This window comes from Pseudomonas sp. HLMP, assembly GCF_046365545.1.
Classification (GTDB): domain Bacteria; phylum Pseudomonadota; class Gammaproteobacteria; order Pseudomonadales; family Pseudomonadaceae; genus Aquipseudomonas; species Aquipseudomonas guariconensis_B.
The window spans coordinates 988,816-1,004,434 of record NZ_JBDLLR010000001.1 but is presented as its reverse complement, the minus strand read 5'-3'; the positions used below and the strand labels follow the sequence as shown (position 1 = coordinate 1,004,434).

Here is a 15,619-nt window from a genome sequence, read left to right as displayed (position 1 = left end):
CTACCTTTCTATCAAAGCGACGAGTATTTCTTGCGCAGGCGCTGGCGAATCAGCTCGGCCAAGGTGTTCATGATGAACGTGAACAGCAGCAGCACGAGGGCGGCGAGGAACAGCACACGATAGTGGCTGCCGCCGACTTCCGATTCGGGCATTTCCACCGCCACGTTGGCGGCCAGGGTACGCATGCCTTCGAACAGGTTCAGCTCCATGACCGGGGTGTTGCCGGTGGCCATGAGCACGATCATGGTCTCGCCCACCGCACGGCCCATGCCGATCATCAGCGCCGAGAAGATGCCCGGGCTGGCGGTGAGGATGACCACGCGGGTCAGGGTCTGCCACGGCGTCGCGCCCAGGGCCAGGGAGCCCAGGGTCAAGCTGCGCGGCACGCTGAACACGGCATCCTCGGCGATCGAGTAGATGTTCGGGATGACCGCGAAGCCCATGGCGATACCGACCACCAGGGCGTTGCGCTGGTCGTAGGTGATGCCCAGGTCGTGGGTGATCCACAGGCGCATGTCGCCGCCGAAGAACCACGTCTCGAGGAATGGGCTCATGAACAGGGCGAACCAGCCGATCACCAGGATCACCGGAATCAGGATCGCCGCTTCCCAGCCGTCCGGGATACGCAGGCGGATCGACTCGGGCAGGCGGCTCCAGGCGAAGCCCGCCACCAGGATGCCCACCGGCATGATCAGCAGCAGGCTGAACACGCCTGGCAGGTGGCCTTCCAGGTAGGGCGCCAGGAACAGGCCGGCGAAGAAGCCGAGGATCACCGTCGGCATCGCTTCCATCAGCTCGATCACCGGCTTGACCTTGCGACGCATGCCCGGGGCCATGAAGTAGGCGGTGTAGATGGCAGCGGCGATGGCCAGGGGCGCGGCGAGGATCATCGCGTAGAACGCCGCCTTGAGGGTACCGAAGGTCAGCGGCGACAGGCTCAGCTTGGGCTCGAAGTCGGTGTTGGAGGCCGTGGACTGCCAGACGTACTTCGGCTCGTCATAGTTCTCGTACCAGACCTTGCCCCACAGTGCGCTGAAGGAAACTTCCGGGTGCGGGTTGTCCAGGTTCAGGGGCAGCAACTTGCCGCCTTGCTCGATGAAAATGCGGTTGGCCCGTGGCGACAGGGCCATCACACCGGCGCCTTCGGCGGCTGGCTCGACCAGCAGGGTACGGTGCGCGGTGCTGTGGAACACGCCGAGCTTGCCGTCGGTATCCAGGGCGATGAAGCCCTTGCGGCGTTCCTCGGCATCGATCTGGGCGATCGGCGCCTTGCCCATCTGGAAGCTGCGGATCAGCTTGAAGCGCGACTCGCCATCCGGGTCACGGGCCATGAACCACTGGCTCAGGCCGCCCTTGGAGTCGCCGAAGATCAGCGAGATGCCGCCGACCAGCTGGGTGCTGGCGGTGATTTCCGCCTTGCCGTCCTCGAGCAGCTTGTAGCGGCCATTGAGGGTCTTTTCACGCAGGCTGAAGACATCGGCCTGGGCGCGGCCATTGACCACGTACAGCCACTGCTGGCGCGGGTCGATGAAGATCGCCTTGACCGGCTCGGACATCTGCGGCAGCGCGATGCGGTTCTGCTCGCTGGTGACCTCGCCGGTCATCATGTTCTCTTCGCGGGTCAGCTCGACCACCTGCAGGTGCGAGCCGGTGGAGCCGGCCAGCAGCAGGGTGTCGCCATTGACGTTGACGCTCACGTGCTCCAGCGCGCGGCCCTGGTCATCCAGGACATACGGCTCCTGGCCGTAGGGGTAGTCGATGGCTGCCTCGATGGTCTTCTTGTTGTCCGGGTAGGTGATCTTGTAGCTGTGGCTGAACACCAGCGCCTGGCCGTTGGACAGGCCCAGCACCACCAGCGGGCTGCCCGGCTGGTCGGTGCTGATCGAGGAGACCTCGGCGCCGGCCGGCAGCGCCAGGTCGACGCGCTTGACCTCGGCACCGGTCTTGGTGTCGAAGAACAACGCCTGGCCCTTGTCGGAAACACGCATGCCCACGAGGTTCTGCTCCTCGAGCGCGATCATCAGCGGCTTGCCGGCATCCTGCTGCAGCCAGGTCGGCTCCAGGGCCTTCTTGCTGGAAAGCTCGGCGCCCTGGAACAGCGGCAGCACCACGTAGGCCAGGTAGAAGAAGATCAGGGTGATGGCTGCCAATACGGCAAGCCCGCCCACCAGTACGTACCAGCGGGTCAGGCGGTCTTTCAGCGCACGCAGGCGGCGCTTGCGTTGCAACTCGGGCGTATTGAAGTCAATCCGCACGGGGGGAGAATTTTGGGTCATTGTGGAGTTGGCCAGATCATTCATGCGCACACCCTAGCGGTCCCGTATGACAAAAACATGACAATGCAGTGACGCAAAAAAGCCCGCCGCTCAGGAGCCCTGGCTGCGGACCGAGAAATCGTGGAAGGAGCCGGCGCAAAGCACCCACTCCTTCCGCTTCACCGCTTACTGCTTGGCCGCGACGTTGGCGTTGTGCGACAGGCCCAGGTCAGCCAGGGTCTTGTCGACCACCTTGGCCGGCAGCGGGATGTAGCCATCCTTCACCACCACCTGTTGGCCAGCCTGGGACAGGACCAACTTGACGAATTCGGCTTCCAGCGGGGCCAGAGGCTTGTTCGGGGCCTTGTTGACGTAGACGTACAGGAAACGCGACAGCGGGTAGGTACCGTTCAGGGCGTTGGCTTCGTTGTCCTCGATGAACGCGCCACCTTCCTTCTTGGCCAGGGGCACGGTCTTGACGCTGGCGGTCTTGTAGCCGATGCCCGAGTAGCCGATGCCGTTCAACGAGCTGCTGATCGACTGCACGACCGAAGCCGAGCCAGGTTGTTCGTTGACGTTGGGCTTGAAGTCACCTTTGCACAGGGCTTCTTCCTTGAAGTAGCCATAGGTGCCGGAAACCGAGTTACGGCCGAACAGCTGGACCGGCTTGTTGGCCAGGTCGCCGGTCACGCCCAGGTCGCCCCAGGTCTTGACGTCGCTCTTGCCGCCGCACAGGCGGGTCGTGGAGAAGATCGCATCGACCTGGGCCATGGTCAGGCCCTTGATCGGGTTGTCCTTGTGCACGAACACAGCCAGGGCATCCACGGCGACCGGGATGGCGGTCGGCTTGTAGCCGTACTTCTGCTCGAAGGCCTGCAGCTCGACGTCCTTCATCTTGCGGCTCATCGGGCCGAGGTTGGCGGTACCTTCGGTCAGGGCGGGCGGCGCAGTGGAGGAGCCGGCGGCCTGGATCTGGATGTTTACGTTCGGATATTCCTTCTTGTAGGCCTCGGCCCACAGGGTCATCAGGTTCGCCAGGGTATCGGAACCGACGCTGGAGAGGTTGCCCGATACACCCGTGGTCTTGGTGTAGGTCGGGATTGCAGGGTCGACAGCGGCAACCGCATTGGCGGTGGCTACGCCAGCGGCGGCGAATGTCAGGGCCGCCATCAAACGCTTCAGTTTCATGCCTTGCTCCTAGCAGGAATATTTGGGGTGTGAGATGGATCGGGCCCAAGTATCTGCAGGCCGCATGAACACTCTATGACTCGAATATGACAATTGGATGAAAGGCCATCACTGCTCACGCAGGATGGCCTTTACAGGATGTTGCAAGGGCGGAGATAGAGCGGCAGTCAGCGCTTCTTGGCCAGCAGGTACAGCCCCACCAACAGACCGACAGCGCACAGCCCGGCCACATAGTAGGCCGGTGCCATGGGGCTGAGCTTGAGCAGCGCGGTGACCACCATGGGCGTCAGGCCGCCGAAGATGGCGTAGGCCAGGTTGTAGGAGAACGACAGGCCACTGAAGCGCACCACCGCCGGAAACGCCTTGACCATCACGTAGGGCACGGCGCCGACGATGCCGACGCACAGGCCGGTCACGGCATACAGGGGGAACAGCAGGTCCGGGCGGCTCGGCAGGCTGTGGTAGAAGGCCCAGGACGAGGCCAGCAGCAGCAGGCTGCCCACCACGAAGACGCGCCCGGCGCCAAAGCGGTCGGCCAGGCTGCCAGCGCCGATGCAACCGAGGCTGAGCAGGACGATGGCCAGGCTGTTGGCCTTGAGCGAATCGGTGGGGCTGACGTGGTAGAGGCTCTGCAGCAGCGCCGGGGTCATCAGGATCACCACCACGATGCCGGCCGACAGCAGCCAGGTCAGCAGCATCGACAGGATGATCGCCCCGCGGTGGTCGCGCAGCACCGCACGCAGCGGCAGCTCCTCGGCCAGGGCCTTGCGCTGCTGCATCTCGGCGAACACCGGGGTCTCGTGCAGCCAGCGGCGCAGGTACACCGCGAACAGGCCGAACACGCCACCGAGCAGGAAGGGGATGCGCCAGGCGTAGTCCGCGACTTCCTCAGGGGTGTAGACGGTGTTGATCAGGGTCGCCACCAGCGAGCCGAGCAGGATGCCCGCGGTCAGGCCGGCGGTGAGGGTACCGCAGGCGTAACCGGTGTTACGCGCAGGCACGTGTTCGGAGACGAACACCCAGGCCCCCGGCACCTCGCCACCGATGGCCGCACCCTGGACGACGCGCATCATCAGCAGCAGGATCGGCGCCCACAGGCCGATTTGCGCATAGGTCGGCAGCAGGCCCATGACCAGGGTCGGCACGGCCATCATGAAGATGCTCAGGGTGAACATCTTCTTGCGCCCGAGCAGGTCGCCGAAGTGGGCCATGATGATCCCGCCCAGCGGCCGCGCCAGGTAGCCCGCGGCGAAGATACCGAAGGTCTGCATCAGGCGCAGCCATTCGGGCATCTCGGCCGGGAAGAACAACTTGCCCACCACCGTGGCGAAGAACACGAAGATGATGAAATCGTAGAACTCCAGAGCCCCGCCGAGGGCGGACAGCGAGAGGGTCTTGTAGTCACTGCGGGTCAGTGGCCGGGTAGGCTGATCGATACTGCTCGGCACGGAGGTCATGGGTTTTCTCTTGTAGGTCGTGCAGGCCGCTTGGCTCGCGGCTTCTGAGTAGGGTGGCCAGCGAAGATAACAAATTGCCGGGCCAGGCTCATAGCGGTACAAAATCCATACAGATATTCATCAATGTGCAGTCGTCGCTGGCTGTTCAGGTCTATATACTGGCCTCTCGTAGGAAAAGGTTGCGCCCCGTATGGGATGTTGTGCGAAAACGCCGGTCGGTATGCTCAGGCGGTTTCGCAGAGTCTCCCTTGGCCGCCCAGTGAAACGAAATCAGCGTAGGATATTTCCAGCTGAATCGTTTTCCCGGCGTCCGTCATTGCGCCAACCAACGAAGCGTCACGGGTCAGAGGCCCCCACCGCATGATTGAGCTCGAACAAGAAGATCCTATCCCGCAGGGCGACCTGGCCCTCCAGATCACTGCTTTGCCCCGTGAAACCAACGGTTTCGGTGACATCTTCGGCGGCTGGCTGGTCGCCCAGATGGACCTGGCCGGCACCGCCATGGCCAGCCGCGTCGCCGGCGGCCGCGTCGCCACGGTGGCGATCGACCGCATGGCCTTCCTGGTCCCGGTGGCCGTGGGCGCGCAGCTTTCCTTCTATACCCAGACCCTGGAGATCGGCCGCAGCTCGATCCAGATGATGGTCGAAGTGTGGAGCGACGATCCGCTGTCCAGCGAATGGCGCAAGGTCACCGAGGCGGTGTTCGTGTTCGTTGCCATCGACGGCAGCGGCCGTACCCGTTCCGTCCCTCGTCGCTGAGCCGGGAGCGCGGTAAACTCGGTGCAGGGCACAAGGTCCAAGGGGCTTACGTGCATCACGACGAGACAAGCGCATGGCTACCTTCCAGGTCGAAACGGAACAACACGGCGAACTCAATTGCTGGCGGATCACCAGTGACCACGCCGAACTGCTGATCGCCCAGCAGGGCGCCCAGGTCCTGAGCTACCAGCGGCTGGGCGAACCGCCCCTGCTGTGGCTGAGCGACCAGGCCATCTTCCGCCGGGGCAAGTCGGTACGCGCCGGCGCGCCGGTGTGCTGGCCATGGTTCGGCAACCTGCAGCGCAATCCCCAGGCCGTCCAGGCCATGTACCACGGCGAGCAGGCCCCGGCCCACGGCCTGGCCCGTACGCGCGACTGGCAGTTGCTGGGCATCGAGGACGCGGGCAGCGACCTGCGCATCGAGTTCGGCCTGCCCGAGGCCCAGGGTGACCTGCCCGGCTGGCCGCACGAAGTCGAACTCAAGCTGCTGGTCGAATTGGGCGGGCAACTGAAGCTGACGCTGACCAGCTACAACCTGGGCAACGATGACGTGACCCTCAGCCAGGCCCTGCACAGTTACTTCGCGGTGAGCGATGTGCACCAGGTGCAGGTCGAGGGCGTCGCGGGGCTGGACTACATCGAGACCCTGGCCGACTGGGAACAGCGCCGGCAGCAGGGGGCACTGGGCTTTACTGGCGAGACCGATCGCATCTACCTGGGCACACCGCAGCGGCTGGCGATCGTCGACCCTCACTGGAACCGGCGTATCACGCTCGACAGCAGTGGGTCGCGCTCGGCAGTGATCTGGAACCCCTGGACCGACCGCGCCCACGAGCTGGCGGACATGGCTGACGACGGCTGGCAGCGGATGCTGTGCATCGAGACGGCGAACGTGTGGGATGACGTGGTGACGCTGGCACCAGGGGCGAGCCATGCGTTGAGCGTCACCTTCGCCAGCGAAGCGCTCTAGGCAACTGCGCAAACCCCTTTTGAAGCGGCCCGTTCAGGGCCGCTTCGTGCCTCAACTGACGGCCTCAGAGATCGGCATCCTCCACGACCCTCACCATCCCCGCATCCAGGGCATAGGCTGCATCCGCCAGGTCATTGCTGACCGTCTCGACCTTCAAGGTGCCGCTGACCCACAGCGGCGTGTAGATATCATCGATCTTCAGCCCCTTGGGATAGCGCACCAGCACCAGTTGGTTAGGCGGTGGTGGCGGCACGTGGATGCAGGCGCCAGGATACGGCACCAGGAAGAACAATGTGCTGTTGCCCTTGGCATCGCTTTCCAGCGGCACCGGATACCCGCCCAGGCGGATCTGCCTGCCGTTCATGGCCGCCACGGTCTTGGTCGAGTACATCACCGCCGGCAGGCCCTTGCCCTGCTTGAGGCCACCCTTCTGGGTGAAGGTACCCATGGCCTCCGGGGAGTCGTGGTCGATCTCGGGCATCTGCTCCAGCGCCTTTTGGTCCGACTTGGGCATCAGCTCCAGCCAATCGGTCTCGGGCAGCTCGGCATGGGCCAGGGCACTGACCAGCAACAAGGGAATGAGGAAAAACGCACGCATGGAAATGCTCGGCAACTCGGATGGAATTGCCGGGCATTCTAGCCGTTAATCAGCGCTTCTTGATGAATCCGTAGATCACCAGCAGGACGACGGCGCCGACCAAGGCACCGAAGAAACCCGCAGCCTGCCCCGCCTGGTAGATACCCAGGGCTTGTCCGCCATAGGTGGCGACCAGGGAGCCGGCGATGCCGAGGAGGATGGTCATGATCCAGCCCATGCTGTCGTCCCCCGGCTTGATGAACCGGGCCAGCAGGCCGACGATGAGGCCGATGAAGATGGTTCCAATGATACCCATGGCAATCCCTCTGCAGTGAAATGGAACAAGCCATAGCCTAGACAGCGCTTTGGCTTGTTGCCATTTCAGAGGGCCTGCCGGGCGCAGAGGTTCAATCAGCCGGCGATCAGCGCTTCGACTTCGGCGATCTTGCGCTGCAGGGTGGCCATGTCCTTGCTACGCAGGGTGGCGTGGCCAACCTTGCGCCCGATCTTGAAGGCCTTGCCGTAGTGGTGCAGGTGGCAATCGTCGATGGCCAGCACCTTGTCCACGGCCGGCACCTGGCCGATGAAGTTGAGCATGGCGCTCTCGCCGACCTTGGCCGTCGGGCCCAGCGGCAGGCCGGCCACGGCGCGCAGGTGGTTCTCGAACTGGCTGCACTCGGCGCCCTCGATGGTCCAGTGCCCGGAGTTGTGCACGCGCGGGGCGATCTCGTTGGCCTTAAGGCCACCGTCGACCTCGAAGAACTCGAAGGCCAGCACGCCGACGTAGTCCAGCTTCTCCAGCACGCGGCCAACGTAGTCCTCGGCCAGCGCCTGCAAGGGGTGGGCCTCGCTCGCCACCGACAGGCGCAGGATGCCGCCCTCGTGGGTGTTGTGCACCAGCGGGTAGAAACGGGTTTCGCCATCGCGGCCGCGCACGGCAACCAGGGAAACCTCGCCAGTGAAGGGCACGAAGCCTTCCAGCAGGCACGGCACGCTGCCCAGCTCGGCGAAAGTGCCCACGACATCCTCGGCGCTGCGCAGGACTTTCTGGCCCTTGCCGTCGTAGCCGAGGGTACGGGTCTTGAGCACCGCCGGCAGGCCGATGGTAGCCACCGCAGCGTCCAGGTCCGCCTGGGACTGGATGTCGGCGAAGGCTGGGGTCGGGATTCCCAGGTCGCGGAACAGGCTCTTCTCGAACAGGCGGTCACGGGCGATGCGCAGGGCCTCGGCGCTCGGGTAGACCGGGACGAACTGGGACAGGAAGGCCACGGTCTCGGCCGGGACGCTCTCGAACTCGAAGGTCACCAGGTCGACTTCGTCGGCCAGTTGGCGCAGGTGGTCCTGGTCGCCGTAGTCGGCACGCAGGTGTTCGCCCAGGGGCGCGGCGCAGGCGTCCGGAGCCGGGTCTAGGAAAGCGAAGTTCATGCCCAGCGGGGTCCCCGCCAGGGCCAGCATGCGGCCCAGCTGGCCGCCACCGATTACACCGATTTTCATGTTCGTCAATCTCAGGCCTGGCGCGGGTCCGGGTTATCCAGGACGGTTTCGGTCTGCTCCTTGCGGAACTGCTTGAGCGCGGCATGGTACTGGGGGTACTTGGCGCCCAGGATGCTGGCCGACAGCAGCGCGGCGTTGATGGCGCCGGCCTTGCCGATGGCCAGGGTGGCGACCGGCACGCCCGCGGGCATCTGCACGATCGACAGCAGCGAATCGACACCCGACAGCATCGACGATTGCACCGGCACGCCCAGTACCGGCAGGTGGGTCTTGGCGGCGCACATGCCCGGCAGGTGGGCGGCGCCACCGGCACCGGCGATGATCACCTCGATGCCACGGCCTTCGGCCTCTTCGGCGTACTGGAACAGCAGATCCGGGGTACGGTGGGCGGAAACCACCTTCACCTCGTAGGGAATGCCGAGTTTCTCCAGCATATCGGCGGTGTGGCTAAGGGTGGACCAATCGGACTTGGAGCCCATGATCACGCCAACCAGTGCACTCATCGTCGAGCCTCTTCGCTTGTGCGCCCTTGGGCGCGTCAAAAAACAACAAGCCACGCGGGACGACCGGCGTGGCTTGTTTGCTGAGTCATGACCGGGTCGATCCGGTCCAGGGGCCGCGCAGTATAACGTAACGCGAGGCCATCCAGGCACCCCCGGCGACCAACTGTCGGCCTTATTTTTCGGGGCCTTGGCTGACTTTTGGGTCAACCGCGCCGATCGCCGCGCCGCCTTCGAGCTTGCGCCATAACAGCCGCACGTTGGCCTTGCGCACCAGGGCGCAGCGGTACAGGCGGATTTCCAGCGGTACATGCCACTGGCTGCCACCGCAGATCGCCAGTTCGCCGCGCTCCAATTCGCCACGCATCGACAGCCGCGGCACCCAGGCGATGCCCATGCCCTCGAGGGCCATGCTCTTGAGACTGTCGGCCATGGCGGTCTCATAGACAGTGGTATAGCGCAGGTTGCGCTGGCGCAGCAGCAGGCTCACGGAGCGGCCAAGGAAGGCCCCGGCGCTATAGGCCAGCAGCGGCACGCTGCTCTCGCCCTCGAGGTCGAACAACGGCTTGCCGTCGGCACCCACGGCACAGACCGGCAGCATCTCGGTGGTGCCCATGTGCAGCGACGGGAAGATCTCCGAGTCCATCTGCAAGGCAGCGTCCGGGTCATAGAAGGCCAGCATCAGGTCGCAGCCCCCTTCGCGCAATGCGTGCACCGCATCACCGACGTTGGTGGCCACCAGGCGCGTGGCGATGTTCAGCCCGTCGTTGCGCAACTGCGCCACCCAACGCGGGAAGAAACCGGAGGCCAGGGAGTGCGCGGCCGCCACCTGGATCACCTCGCCCTGCCCGCCTTCAAGATGATGCAAATGACGGAGAACTTCGCTCAACTGGTCGACAACCGTACGCGCGGTGACGAGAAACAGCTGGCCGGCCTCGGTCAGCTCGATGGGCGTACGGGAACGATTCACCAAGGTCAAGCCCAATGCCGCCTCGAGGCTGCGGATGCGTCGGCTGAACGCCGGCTGGGTCACGAAACGCCGCTCCGCTGCCTGGGAAAAACTGCGGGTCGCAGCCAGGGCGCTGAAATCTTCCAACCACTTGCTTTCGAGGTTCATGCAGCGATCTCCGGATGTGCACCAAAATGGAACACGTTCGAATGTCAATTGGCGTCACATCAAACACTATGCCGTTTGTGCATAGGTTAGCGTGCAACAGCATTGGCCGCAAAATCCGGGCGAGCCTAGGATTGGCGGCATTCCGGCAGGTGCCGGGTTTTAATCGAGATGATATCCGTCATGTCCTCCGCTGCATCGTTCCGCGTCGAAAAAGATCTGCTTGGTACCCTTGAAGTTCCTGCCGATGCCTACTACGGCATCCAGACCCTGCGCGCTGCCAACAACTTCCACCTCTCCGGTGTTCCGCTGTCGCACTACCCGAAGCTGGTCGTGGCCCTGGCCATGGTCAAGCAGGCCGCTGCCGACGCCAACCGTGAGCTGGGTCACCTGAGCGATGCCAAGCATGCCGCCATCAGCGAGGCCTGCGCCCGCCTGATCCGCGGTGATTTCCACGACCAATTCGTGGTGGACATGATCCAGGGCGGTGCCGGCACCTCCACCAACATGAACGCCAACGAGGTCATCGCCAACGTCGCGCTGGAGGCCATGGGCCACCAGAAGGGTGAGTACCAGTACCTGCACCCGAACAACGACGTGAACATGGCGCAGTCGACCAACGACGCCTACCCGACCGCGATCCGCCTGGGCCTGCTGCTGGGCCACGACGCCCTGCTGGCCAGCCTCGAGAGCCTGATCCAGGCCTTCGCCGCCAAGGGCCAGGAGTTCGACCACGTCCTGAAGATGGGTCGTACCCAGTTGCAGGACGCCGTGCCGATGACCCTGGGCCAGGAATTCCGTGCCTTCGCCACCACCATGACCGAAGACCTGAACCGCCTGCGCTCCCTGGCACCCGAGCTGCTGACCGAAATCAACCTCGGCGGCACCGCGATCGGCACCGGCATCAACGCCGACCCAGGCTACCAGGCCCTGGCCGTGCAGCGCCTGGCGACCATCAGCGGCCAGCCGCTGGTCCCGGCCGCCGACCTGATCGAAGCCACCTCCGACATGGGCGCCTTCGTGCTGTTCTCCGGCATGCTCAAGCGCACCGCGGTCAAGCTGTCGAAGATCTGCAACGACCTGCGCCTGCTGTCCAGCGGCCCGCGTACCGGCATCAACGAGATCAACCTGCCGGCACGCCAGCCGGGCAGCTCGATCATGCCAGGCAAGGTCAACCCGGTGATCCCGGAAGCCGTCAACCAGGTGGCCTTCGCCATCATGGGCAACGACCTGGCCCTGACCGTCGCCGCCGAAGGTGGCCAACTGCAGCTGAACGTCATGGAGCCGCTGATCGCCTACAAGATCTTCGACTCGATCCGCCTGCTCCAGCGCGCCATGGACATGCTGCGCGAGCACTGCATCGTCGGCATCACCGCCAACGAACAGCGTTGCCGTGAACTGGTCGAGCACTCGATCGGCCTGGTCACCGCCCTGAACCCGTACATCGGCTACGAGAACGCCACCCGTATCGCCCGCGTCGCCCTGGAATCCGGCCGCGGCGTGCTGGAACTGGTGCGCGAGGAAGGCCTGCTGGACGAAGCGATGCTCAACGACATCCTGCGTCCGGAAAACATGATCGCTCCACGTCTGGTTCCGCTGAAGGCGTAACCGACCGCTTGTAACGTCTCACCAGGTCGAGGGACTAGACACCTCTCAACCTTTCAAGGGCCCGAGCGCACGCTCCGGGCCCTTTTTTTATTCGCCTGTCGGTGGCTTCAGGGCGTGCAAGGCGTTGCGCCGCATCCGGCATACAACTTGCTCCATAATGTCCCCCAGCCCAACGGGACATCGCGCATGCTGCACAGCCACCTCACCACCCTCAATGCCGTTTCGCTGATCCTCAAGGTCTTCCAGGAGGAGGGCTGCGACGCCACGCAACTGCTGGCCGGCAGTGGCATCGGCCCGGCAGACCTAGGCCATCCCGACGCGCGCATCACCACCCAGCAGGAGTTCCAGGTGTGTGCCAACGCCGTGGCCCGGCGCGAGGAAATCGGCCTGGAGCTGGGTCGGCGCATGCATGTGTCGTGCTACGGCATGCTCGGTTACGCCCTGCTCTCCAGTGCCACTTTGGGTGACGCCCTGCGCCTGGCGCTGCGCTACCCGGCCCTGTTGGGGACGGCCTTCCAACTGCGCCTGGTGGACGATGGCCCACGAGTCTGGCTCAGTGCCAGCGACTATCGCGACAGCCCGGCGCTGGCTGCCTTCAATGCCGAGTTCTGCCTGGTTTCGCTGAAGGTGATCTGCGACGACCTGCTGGGCCGTCCGCTACCGCTGCTGGCCACGCGCTTCGAGCATCCCCGGCCCGGCTATCATGCGCTCTACAACGGGGCATTCCCATGCCCTCTGGGCTTCGAGGCCCGCGACAATGCCTTCGCCTTCGAGCGCCGCTGGCTGGAGATGCCCTTGCCGCTGGCCGACCCCATCACGCACAAGGCCATGAGCGAACGTTGCCGGCAACTGAACCTCGAGTTCACCGGCCGCCAGGCCTGGCTGGAGCGGATCCGCCAGTTGCTGATGCGGCAACTGGACGCCGCGCCGGGCCTGGAAGGCCTGGCCCGGCAAATGAACTGTTCGTCGCGCACCCTGCGCCGGCACTTGCAGGCCCTGGGTAGCAGCTATCAGCAACTGCTCGACGAACTGCGCTTCGAGCGCGCCAAGCAACTGCTGGCCGAGGACCAGATGCCGATCTATCGCATCGCCGAGACCTTGGGCTTCAGCGAGACAGCGAGCTTCAGGCATGCCTTCCAACGCTGGAGTGGAGTGGCCCCCAGCCATTTCCGCGGCTGAGCAGTGCCGACAAGCCCTACTGGGGCCGCTTCGCAGCCACAAATGGGCGTTTGAAGCCTTAGCTGAGTGGCGCATCCGCGAACAGGGCCTCCAACCGGACATCACCCTTTGGCCACATCGATCCCCTTTTGGCCGTTTGCGTCGTTCTCCCCCGCCTGACCGCCCGTGAAAATGGGCCCACGCCAGTAAACCCGGAGAACAACAAATGCTGACGATCTATTCCGATGATCACCGCCTGCACCACGGCCGCTGCGAGCTGATCGACGGCAAGCTGATGCCGTGCTTCGAGATGCCTTCGCGTGCCGACCACGTCCTGGAGCAAGTCAAAAAACGCAACCTCGGCCCCGTCCAGGGCCCCACCGACTTCGGCCGCGCGCCACTACTGCGGGTGCATGGCGCTAGCTACCTGGACTTCTTCGAGGGCGCCTGGGCACGCTGGGCCAAGCTGGGCCAGGAAGGCGACCTGCTGCCCTTCACCTGGCCGGCGCGCACCCTGCGCCAGGTCAAGCCGACCAGCCTGCATGGCGAGCTGGGCTACTACAGCTTCGACGCCGGCGCGCCGATCACCGCCGGTACCTGGCAGGCCGCCTACAGCGCCGCGCAGGTCGCCCTCACCGCCCAGGCGGCGATCCAGCAGGGTGCCCATTCGGCCTTCGCCCTGTGCCGTCCGCCAGGACACCACGCCGCTGCCGAAGTCATGGGCGGCTACTGCTACCTGAATAACGCCGCGATCGCGGCCCAGGCCTTCCTCGACCAGGGCCGGAGCAAGGTCGCCATCCTCGACGTCGATTACCACCATGGCAACGGCACCCAGGACATCTTCTACCGCCGGGGCGATGTGTTCTTCGCCTCGATCCATGGGGACCCACAGGCCGAGTTCCCATTCTTCCTCGGTTATGCCGACGAAACCGGCGAAGGTGACGGCGAGGGCTGCAACGTCAACTATCCCCTCCCCGCCGGCAGCGACTGGACGGCATGGAGCGCAGCCCTGGAAGACGCCTGCCAGCGTATCGAGGCCTACGGCCCGGACGTGCTGGTGATCTCCCTGGGTGTGGATACCTTCAAGGACGACCCCATCTCGCAGTTTCGCCTCGACAGCCCGGACTACCTGGAAATGGGCGAGCGCATCGCCCGCCTGGGCAAGCCGACCCTGTTCGTGATGGAAGGTGGCTACGCTGTGGAAGAAATCGGCATCAATGCCGTCAATGTGCTGGAAGGCTTCCAGCGCGCCCAGCCAGGAGCCCGGCCATGATCCGACTCAAGCGTCTGCTCGCCCCGTTCATCGCCGCCAGCCTGGTCGCCGGCGCCCTGCAGGCCCATGCCGAACAGCGCACCCTGCGGGTGTACAACTGGTTCGACTACATCACCCCGCAGACCTTGGTCGACTTCCAGAAAGACACCCAGGTCAAGCTGATCTACGACATCTTCGACACCAACGAGGCCCTGGAAGCCAAGCTGCTCACCGGCAATTCCGGCTATGACGTGGTGGTACCGTCCAACGTGTTCCTCGCCAAGCAGATCGAGGCCGGCGTGTTCCAGCCCCTGGACCGCACCCAGCTGCCGAACTGGCAACACCTGGACCCGGCGCTGATGAAGCTGATCGAGGCCAACGACCCGGGCAACAAATTCGCCGTGCCCTACATGTACGGCACCGTGCTGATCGGCTTCAACCCCGACAAGGTCAAGGCGGCGCTGGGCGACAACGCCCCGGTGGACAGCTGGGACCTGATCTTCAAGGAAGAGAACATCGCCAAGCTCAAGCAATGCGGCGTCGCCCTGCTCGACTCGCCGTCGGAGATCCTGCCCTTGGCGCTGCAGTACCTGGGCCTGCCGCCCAACAGTGAAAAGCCGGCCGACTACAAGCAGGCCGAGGCACTGATGCTCAAGATCCGCCCGCACGTGACCTACTTCCATTCCTCCAAGTACATGGCCGACATCGCCAATGGCGATATCTGCGTGGCCGTGGGCTACTCGGGCAGCTTCTCCCAGGCCGCCAACCGTGCCCGCGATGCGAAGAATGGCGTGGTGGTGGACATGCGCCTGCCCAAGGAAGGCGCGCCGATCTGGTTCGACATGCTGGCCATCCCCAAGAATGCCGCCAACCCCGAGGATGCCCATGCGTTCATCAACTACCTGCTGCAACCGGAGGTGATCGCACCGATCAGCGACTTCGTCGGTTATCCCAACCCGAACAAGGACGCCACCGACAAGGTCAGCCCAGAGATCCGCAACAACCCCAACCTGTACCCGACCGAGCAGGCCATGGCCACGTTGTATACCCTCAAGCCATTGCCAAGGGACGCCGAACGGGCGCGCACGCGGGCCTGGACACGGATCAAGTCGGGCACCTGAGTTGCGGTTCGGGGCCTGAGTCGATCACAGAGGGTGTGATTTGCAGGGGCGTCTGTTCTGTCTGTACCGGCCCTATCGCCGGCAAGCTGGCTTCCAAGTACTCCACCAGCCCCCGAGGGCAACGGGGACCCTGTGGGAGCGGGCTTGCCCGCGAATGGGGCGCCAA

14 protein-coding genes are annotated in these 15,619 nt (G+C 64.5%); 6 read left to right on the top strand and 8 right to left on the bottom strand.

The window, feature by feature from the left end; translation table 11 throughout:
* Positions 1-11 precede the first annotated feature (11 nt).
* From ABFA30_RS04820 to ABFA30_RS04810, 3 genes are all read right to left on the bottom strand, one after another.
* Entirely contained in the window at positions 12-2,300 is a 2,289-nt protein-coding gene (locus ABFA30_RS04820; RefSeq protein WP_410045193.1) for an ABC transporter permease subunit, read from the bottom strand.
* Between the two features lie 141 nt (positions 2,301-2,441).
* Positions 2,442-3,443: a phosphate ABC transporter substrate-binding protein PstS gene (locus tag ABFA30_RS04815; protein WP_225786792.1), complete on the bottom strand. Its 1,002-nt coding sequence runs from the start codon at positions 3,441-3,443 to the stop codon at positions 2,442-2,444.
* A gap of 167 nt (positions 3,444-3,610) precedes the next feature.
* Positions 3,611-4,900, bottom strand: a complete 1,290-nt coding sequence (locus ABFA30_RS04810) for an MFS transporter (protein WP_225786793.1) — start codon at positions 4,898-4,900, stop codon at positions 3,611-3,613.
* Between the two features lie 360 nt (positions 4,901-5,260).
* Here ABFA30_RS04810 and ABFA30_RS04805 point away from each other — a divergent pair, with 360 nt between their 5' ends.
* Positions 5,261-5,659 carry an acyl-CoA thioesterase gene (locus ABFA30_RS04805; RefSeq protein WP_003253317.1) on the top strand — a complete coding sequence of 133 codons (399 nt, stop codon included), beginning with the start codon at positions 5,261-5,263 and terminating at the stop codon, positions 5,657-5,659.
* 73 nt (positions 5,660-5,732) lie between these two features.
* Entirely contained in the window at positions 5,733-6,629 is an 897-nt protein-coding gene (locus tag ABFA30_RS04800) for a D-hexose-6-phosphate mutarotase (protein ID WP_225786794.1), read from the top strand.
* A gap of 64 nt (positions 6,630-6,693) precedes the next feature.
* Here the strand turns inward: ABFA30_RS04800 and ABFA30_RS04795 are convergent, their stop codons facing one another.
* The 5 genes from ABFA30_RS04795 to ABFA30_RS04775 all read right to left on the bottom strand — a co-directional run bounded on the left by ABFA30_RS04795 (position 6,694) and on the right by ABFA30_RS04775 (position 10,317).
* Positions 6,694-7,227, bottom strand: coding sequence for a DUF3299 domain-containing protein (locus ABFA30_RS04795; protein WP_225786795.1), 534 nt, complete (start codon positions 7,225-7,227; stop codon positions 6,694-6,696).
* A 49-nt stretch (positions 7,228-7,276) separates the two neighbouring features.
* Entirely contained in the window at positions 7,277-7,522 is a 246-nt protein-coding gene (locus tag ABFA30_RS04790) for a GlsB/YeaQ/YmgE family stress response membrane protein (RefSeq protein ID WP_225786796.1), read from the bottom strand.
* A gap of 95 nt (positions 7,523-7,617) precedes the next feature.
* On the bottom strand, positions 7,618-8,700 hold the full coding sequence (locus ABFA30_RS04785) for a 5-(carboxyamino)imidazole ribonucleotide synthase (protein WP_225786797.1): 1,083 nt from the start codon (positions 8,698-8,700) through the stop codon (positions 7,618-7,620).
* An 11-nt stretch (positions 8,701-8,711) separates the two neighbouring features.
* A complete protein-coding gene (purE, locus tag ABFA30_RS04780) occupies positions 8,712-9,203 on the bottom strand; it encodes a 5-(carboxyamino)imidazole ribonucleotide mutase (protein WP_225786798.1) in 492 nt (163 codons plus the stop codon).
* Positions 9,204-9,375: 172 nt separating this feature from the next.
* Complete coding sequence (locus tag ABFA30_RS04775) at positions 9,376-10,317, bottom strand: LysR substrate-binding domain-containing protein (protein ID WP_225786799.1); 942 nt, start codon at positions 10,315-10,317, stop codon at positions 9,376-9,378.
* A 180-nt stretch (positions 10,318-10,497) separates the two neighbouring features.
* Between ABFA30_RS04775 and aspA the strand changes: the two genes are divergently transcribed.
* The 4 genes from aspA (at position 10,498) to ABFA30_RS04755 (ending at position 15,453) form a co-directional block, all read left to right on the top strand.
* Positions 10,498-11,922: an aspartate ammonia-lyase gene (gene aspA / locus ABFA30_RS04770; RefSeq protein ID WP_225786800.1), complete on the top strand. Its 1,425-nt coding sequence runs from the start codon at positions 10,498-10,500 to the stop codon at positions 11,920-11,922.
* A 186-nt stretch (positions 11,923-12,108) separates the two neighbouring features.
* Positions 12,109-13,101: an AraC family transcriptional regulator gene (locus ABFA30_RS04765; RefSeq protein ID WP_225786801.1), complete on the top strand. Its 993-nt coding sequence runs from the start codon at positions 12,109-12,111 to the stop codon at positions 13,099-13,101.
* Between the two features lie 205 nt (positions 13,102-13,306).
* Positions 13,307-14,353: a histone deacetylase family protein gene (locus ABFA30_RS04760; protein WP_225786802.1), complete on the top strand. Its 1,047-nt coding sequence runs from the start codon at positions 13,307-13,309 to the stop codon at positions 14,351-14,353.
* On the top strand, positions 14,350-15,453 hold the full coding sequence (locus ABFA30_RS04755; protein WP_410045192.1) for a polyamine ABC transporter substrate-binding protein: 1,104 nt from the start codon (positions 14,350-14,352) through the stop codon (positions 15,451-15,453). The genes ABFA30_RS04760 and ABFA30_RS04755 overlap by 4 nt, the downstream gene beginning before the upstream one ends.
* Positions 15,454-15,619: the final 166 nt, after the last annotated feature.

Bases quoted from the DNA above. Each gene is read 5' to 3' on its own strand.
- ABFA30_RS04765 (WP_225786801.1), top strand. From the start codon at position 12,109: ATGCTGCACAGCCACCTCACCACCCTCAATGCCGTTTCGCTGATCCTC.
- ABFA30_RS04795 (WP_225786795.1), bottom strand. From the start codon at position 7,227: ATGCGTGCGTTTTTCCTCATTCCCTTGTTGCTGGTCAGTGCCCTGGCC.
- ABFA30_RS04775 (WP_225786799.1), bottom strand. From the start codon at position 10,317: ATGAACCTCGAAAGCAAGTGGTTGGAAGATTTCAGCGCCCTGGCTGCG.
- ABFA30_RS04805 (WP_003253317.1), top strand. From the start codon at position 5,261: ATGATTGAGCTCGAACAAGAAGATCCTATCCCGCAGGGCGACCTGGCC.
- ABFA30_RS04810 (WP_225786793.1), bottom strand. From the start codon at position 4,900: ATGACCTCCGTGCCGAGCAGTATCGATCAGCCTACCCGGCCACTGACC.
- ABFA30_RS04755 (WP_410045192.1), top strand. From the start codon at position 14,350: ATGATCCGACTCAAGCGTCTGCTCGCCCCGTTCATCGCCGCCAGCCTG.
- ABFA30_RS04820 (WP_410045193.1), bottom strand. From the start codon at position 2,300: ATGAATGATCTGGCCAACTCCACAATGACCCAAAATTCTCCCCCCGTG.
- purE (WP_225786798.1), bottom strand. From the start codon at position 9,203: ATGAGTGCACTGGTTGGCGTGATCATGGGCTCCAAGTCCGATTGGTCC.
- ABFA30_RS04785 (WP_225786797.1), bottom strand. From the start codon at position 8,700: ATGAAAATCGGTGTAATCGGTGGCGGCCAGCTGGGCCGCATGCTGGCC.
- ABFA30_RS04800 (WP_225786794.1), top strand. From the start codon at position 5,733: ATGGCTACCTTCCAGGTCGAAACGGAACAACACGGCGAACTCAATTGC.
- ABFA30_RS04815 (WP_225786792.1), bottom strand. From the start codon at position 3,443: ATGAAACTGAAGCGTTTGATGGCGGCCCTGACATTCGCCGCCGCTGGC.
- ABFA30_RS04790 (WP_225786796.1), bottom strand. From the start codon at position 7,522: ATGGGTATCATTGGAACCATCTTCATCGGCCTCATCGTCGGCCTGCTG.
- ABFA30_RS04760 (WP_225786802.1), top strand. From the start codon at position 13,307: ATGCTGACGATCTATTCCGATGATCACCGCCTGCACCACGGCCGCTGC.
- aspA (WP_225786800.1), top strand. From the start codon at position 10,498: ATGTCCTCCGCTGCATCGTTCCGCGTCGAAAAAGATCTGCTTGGTACC.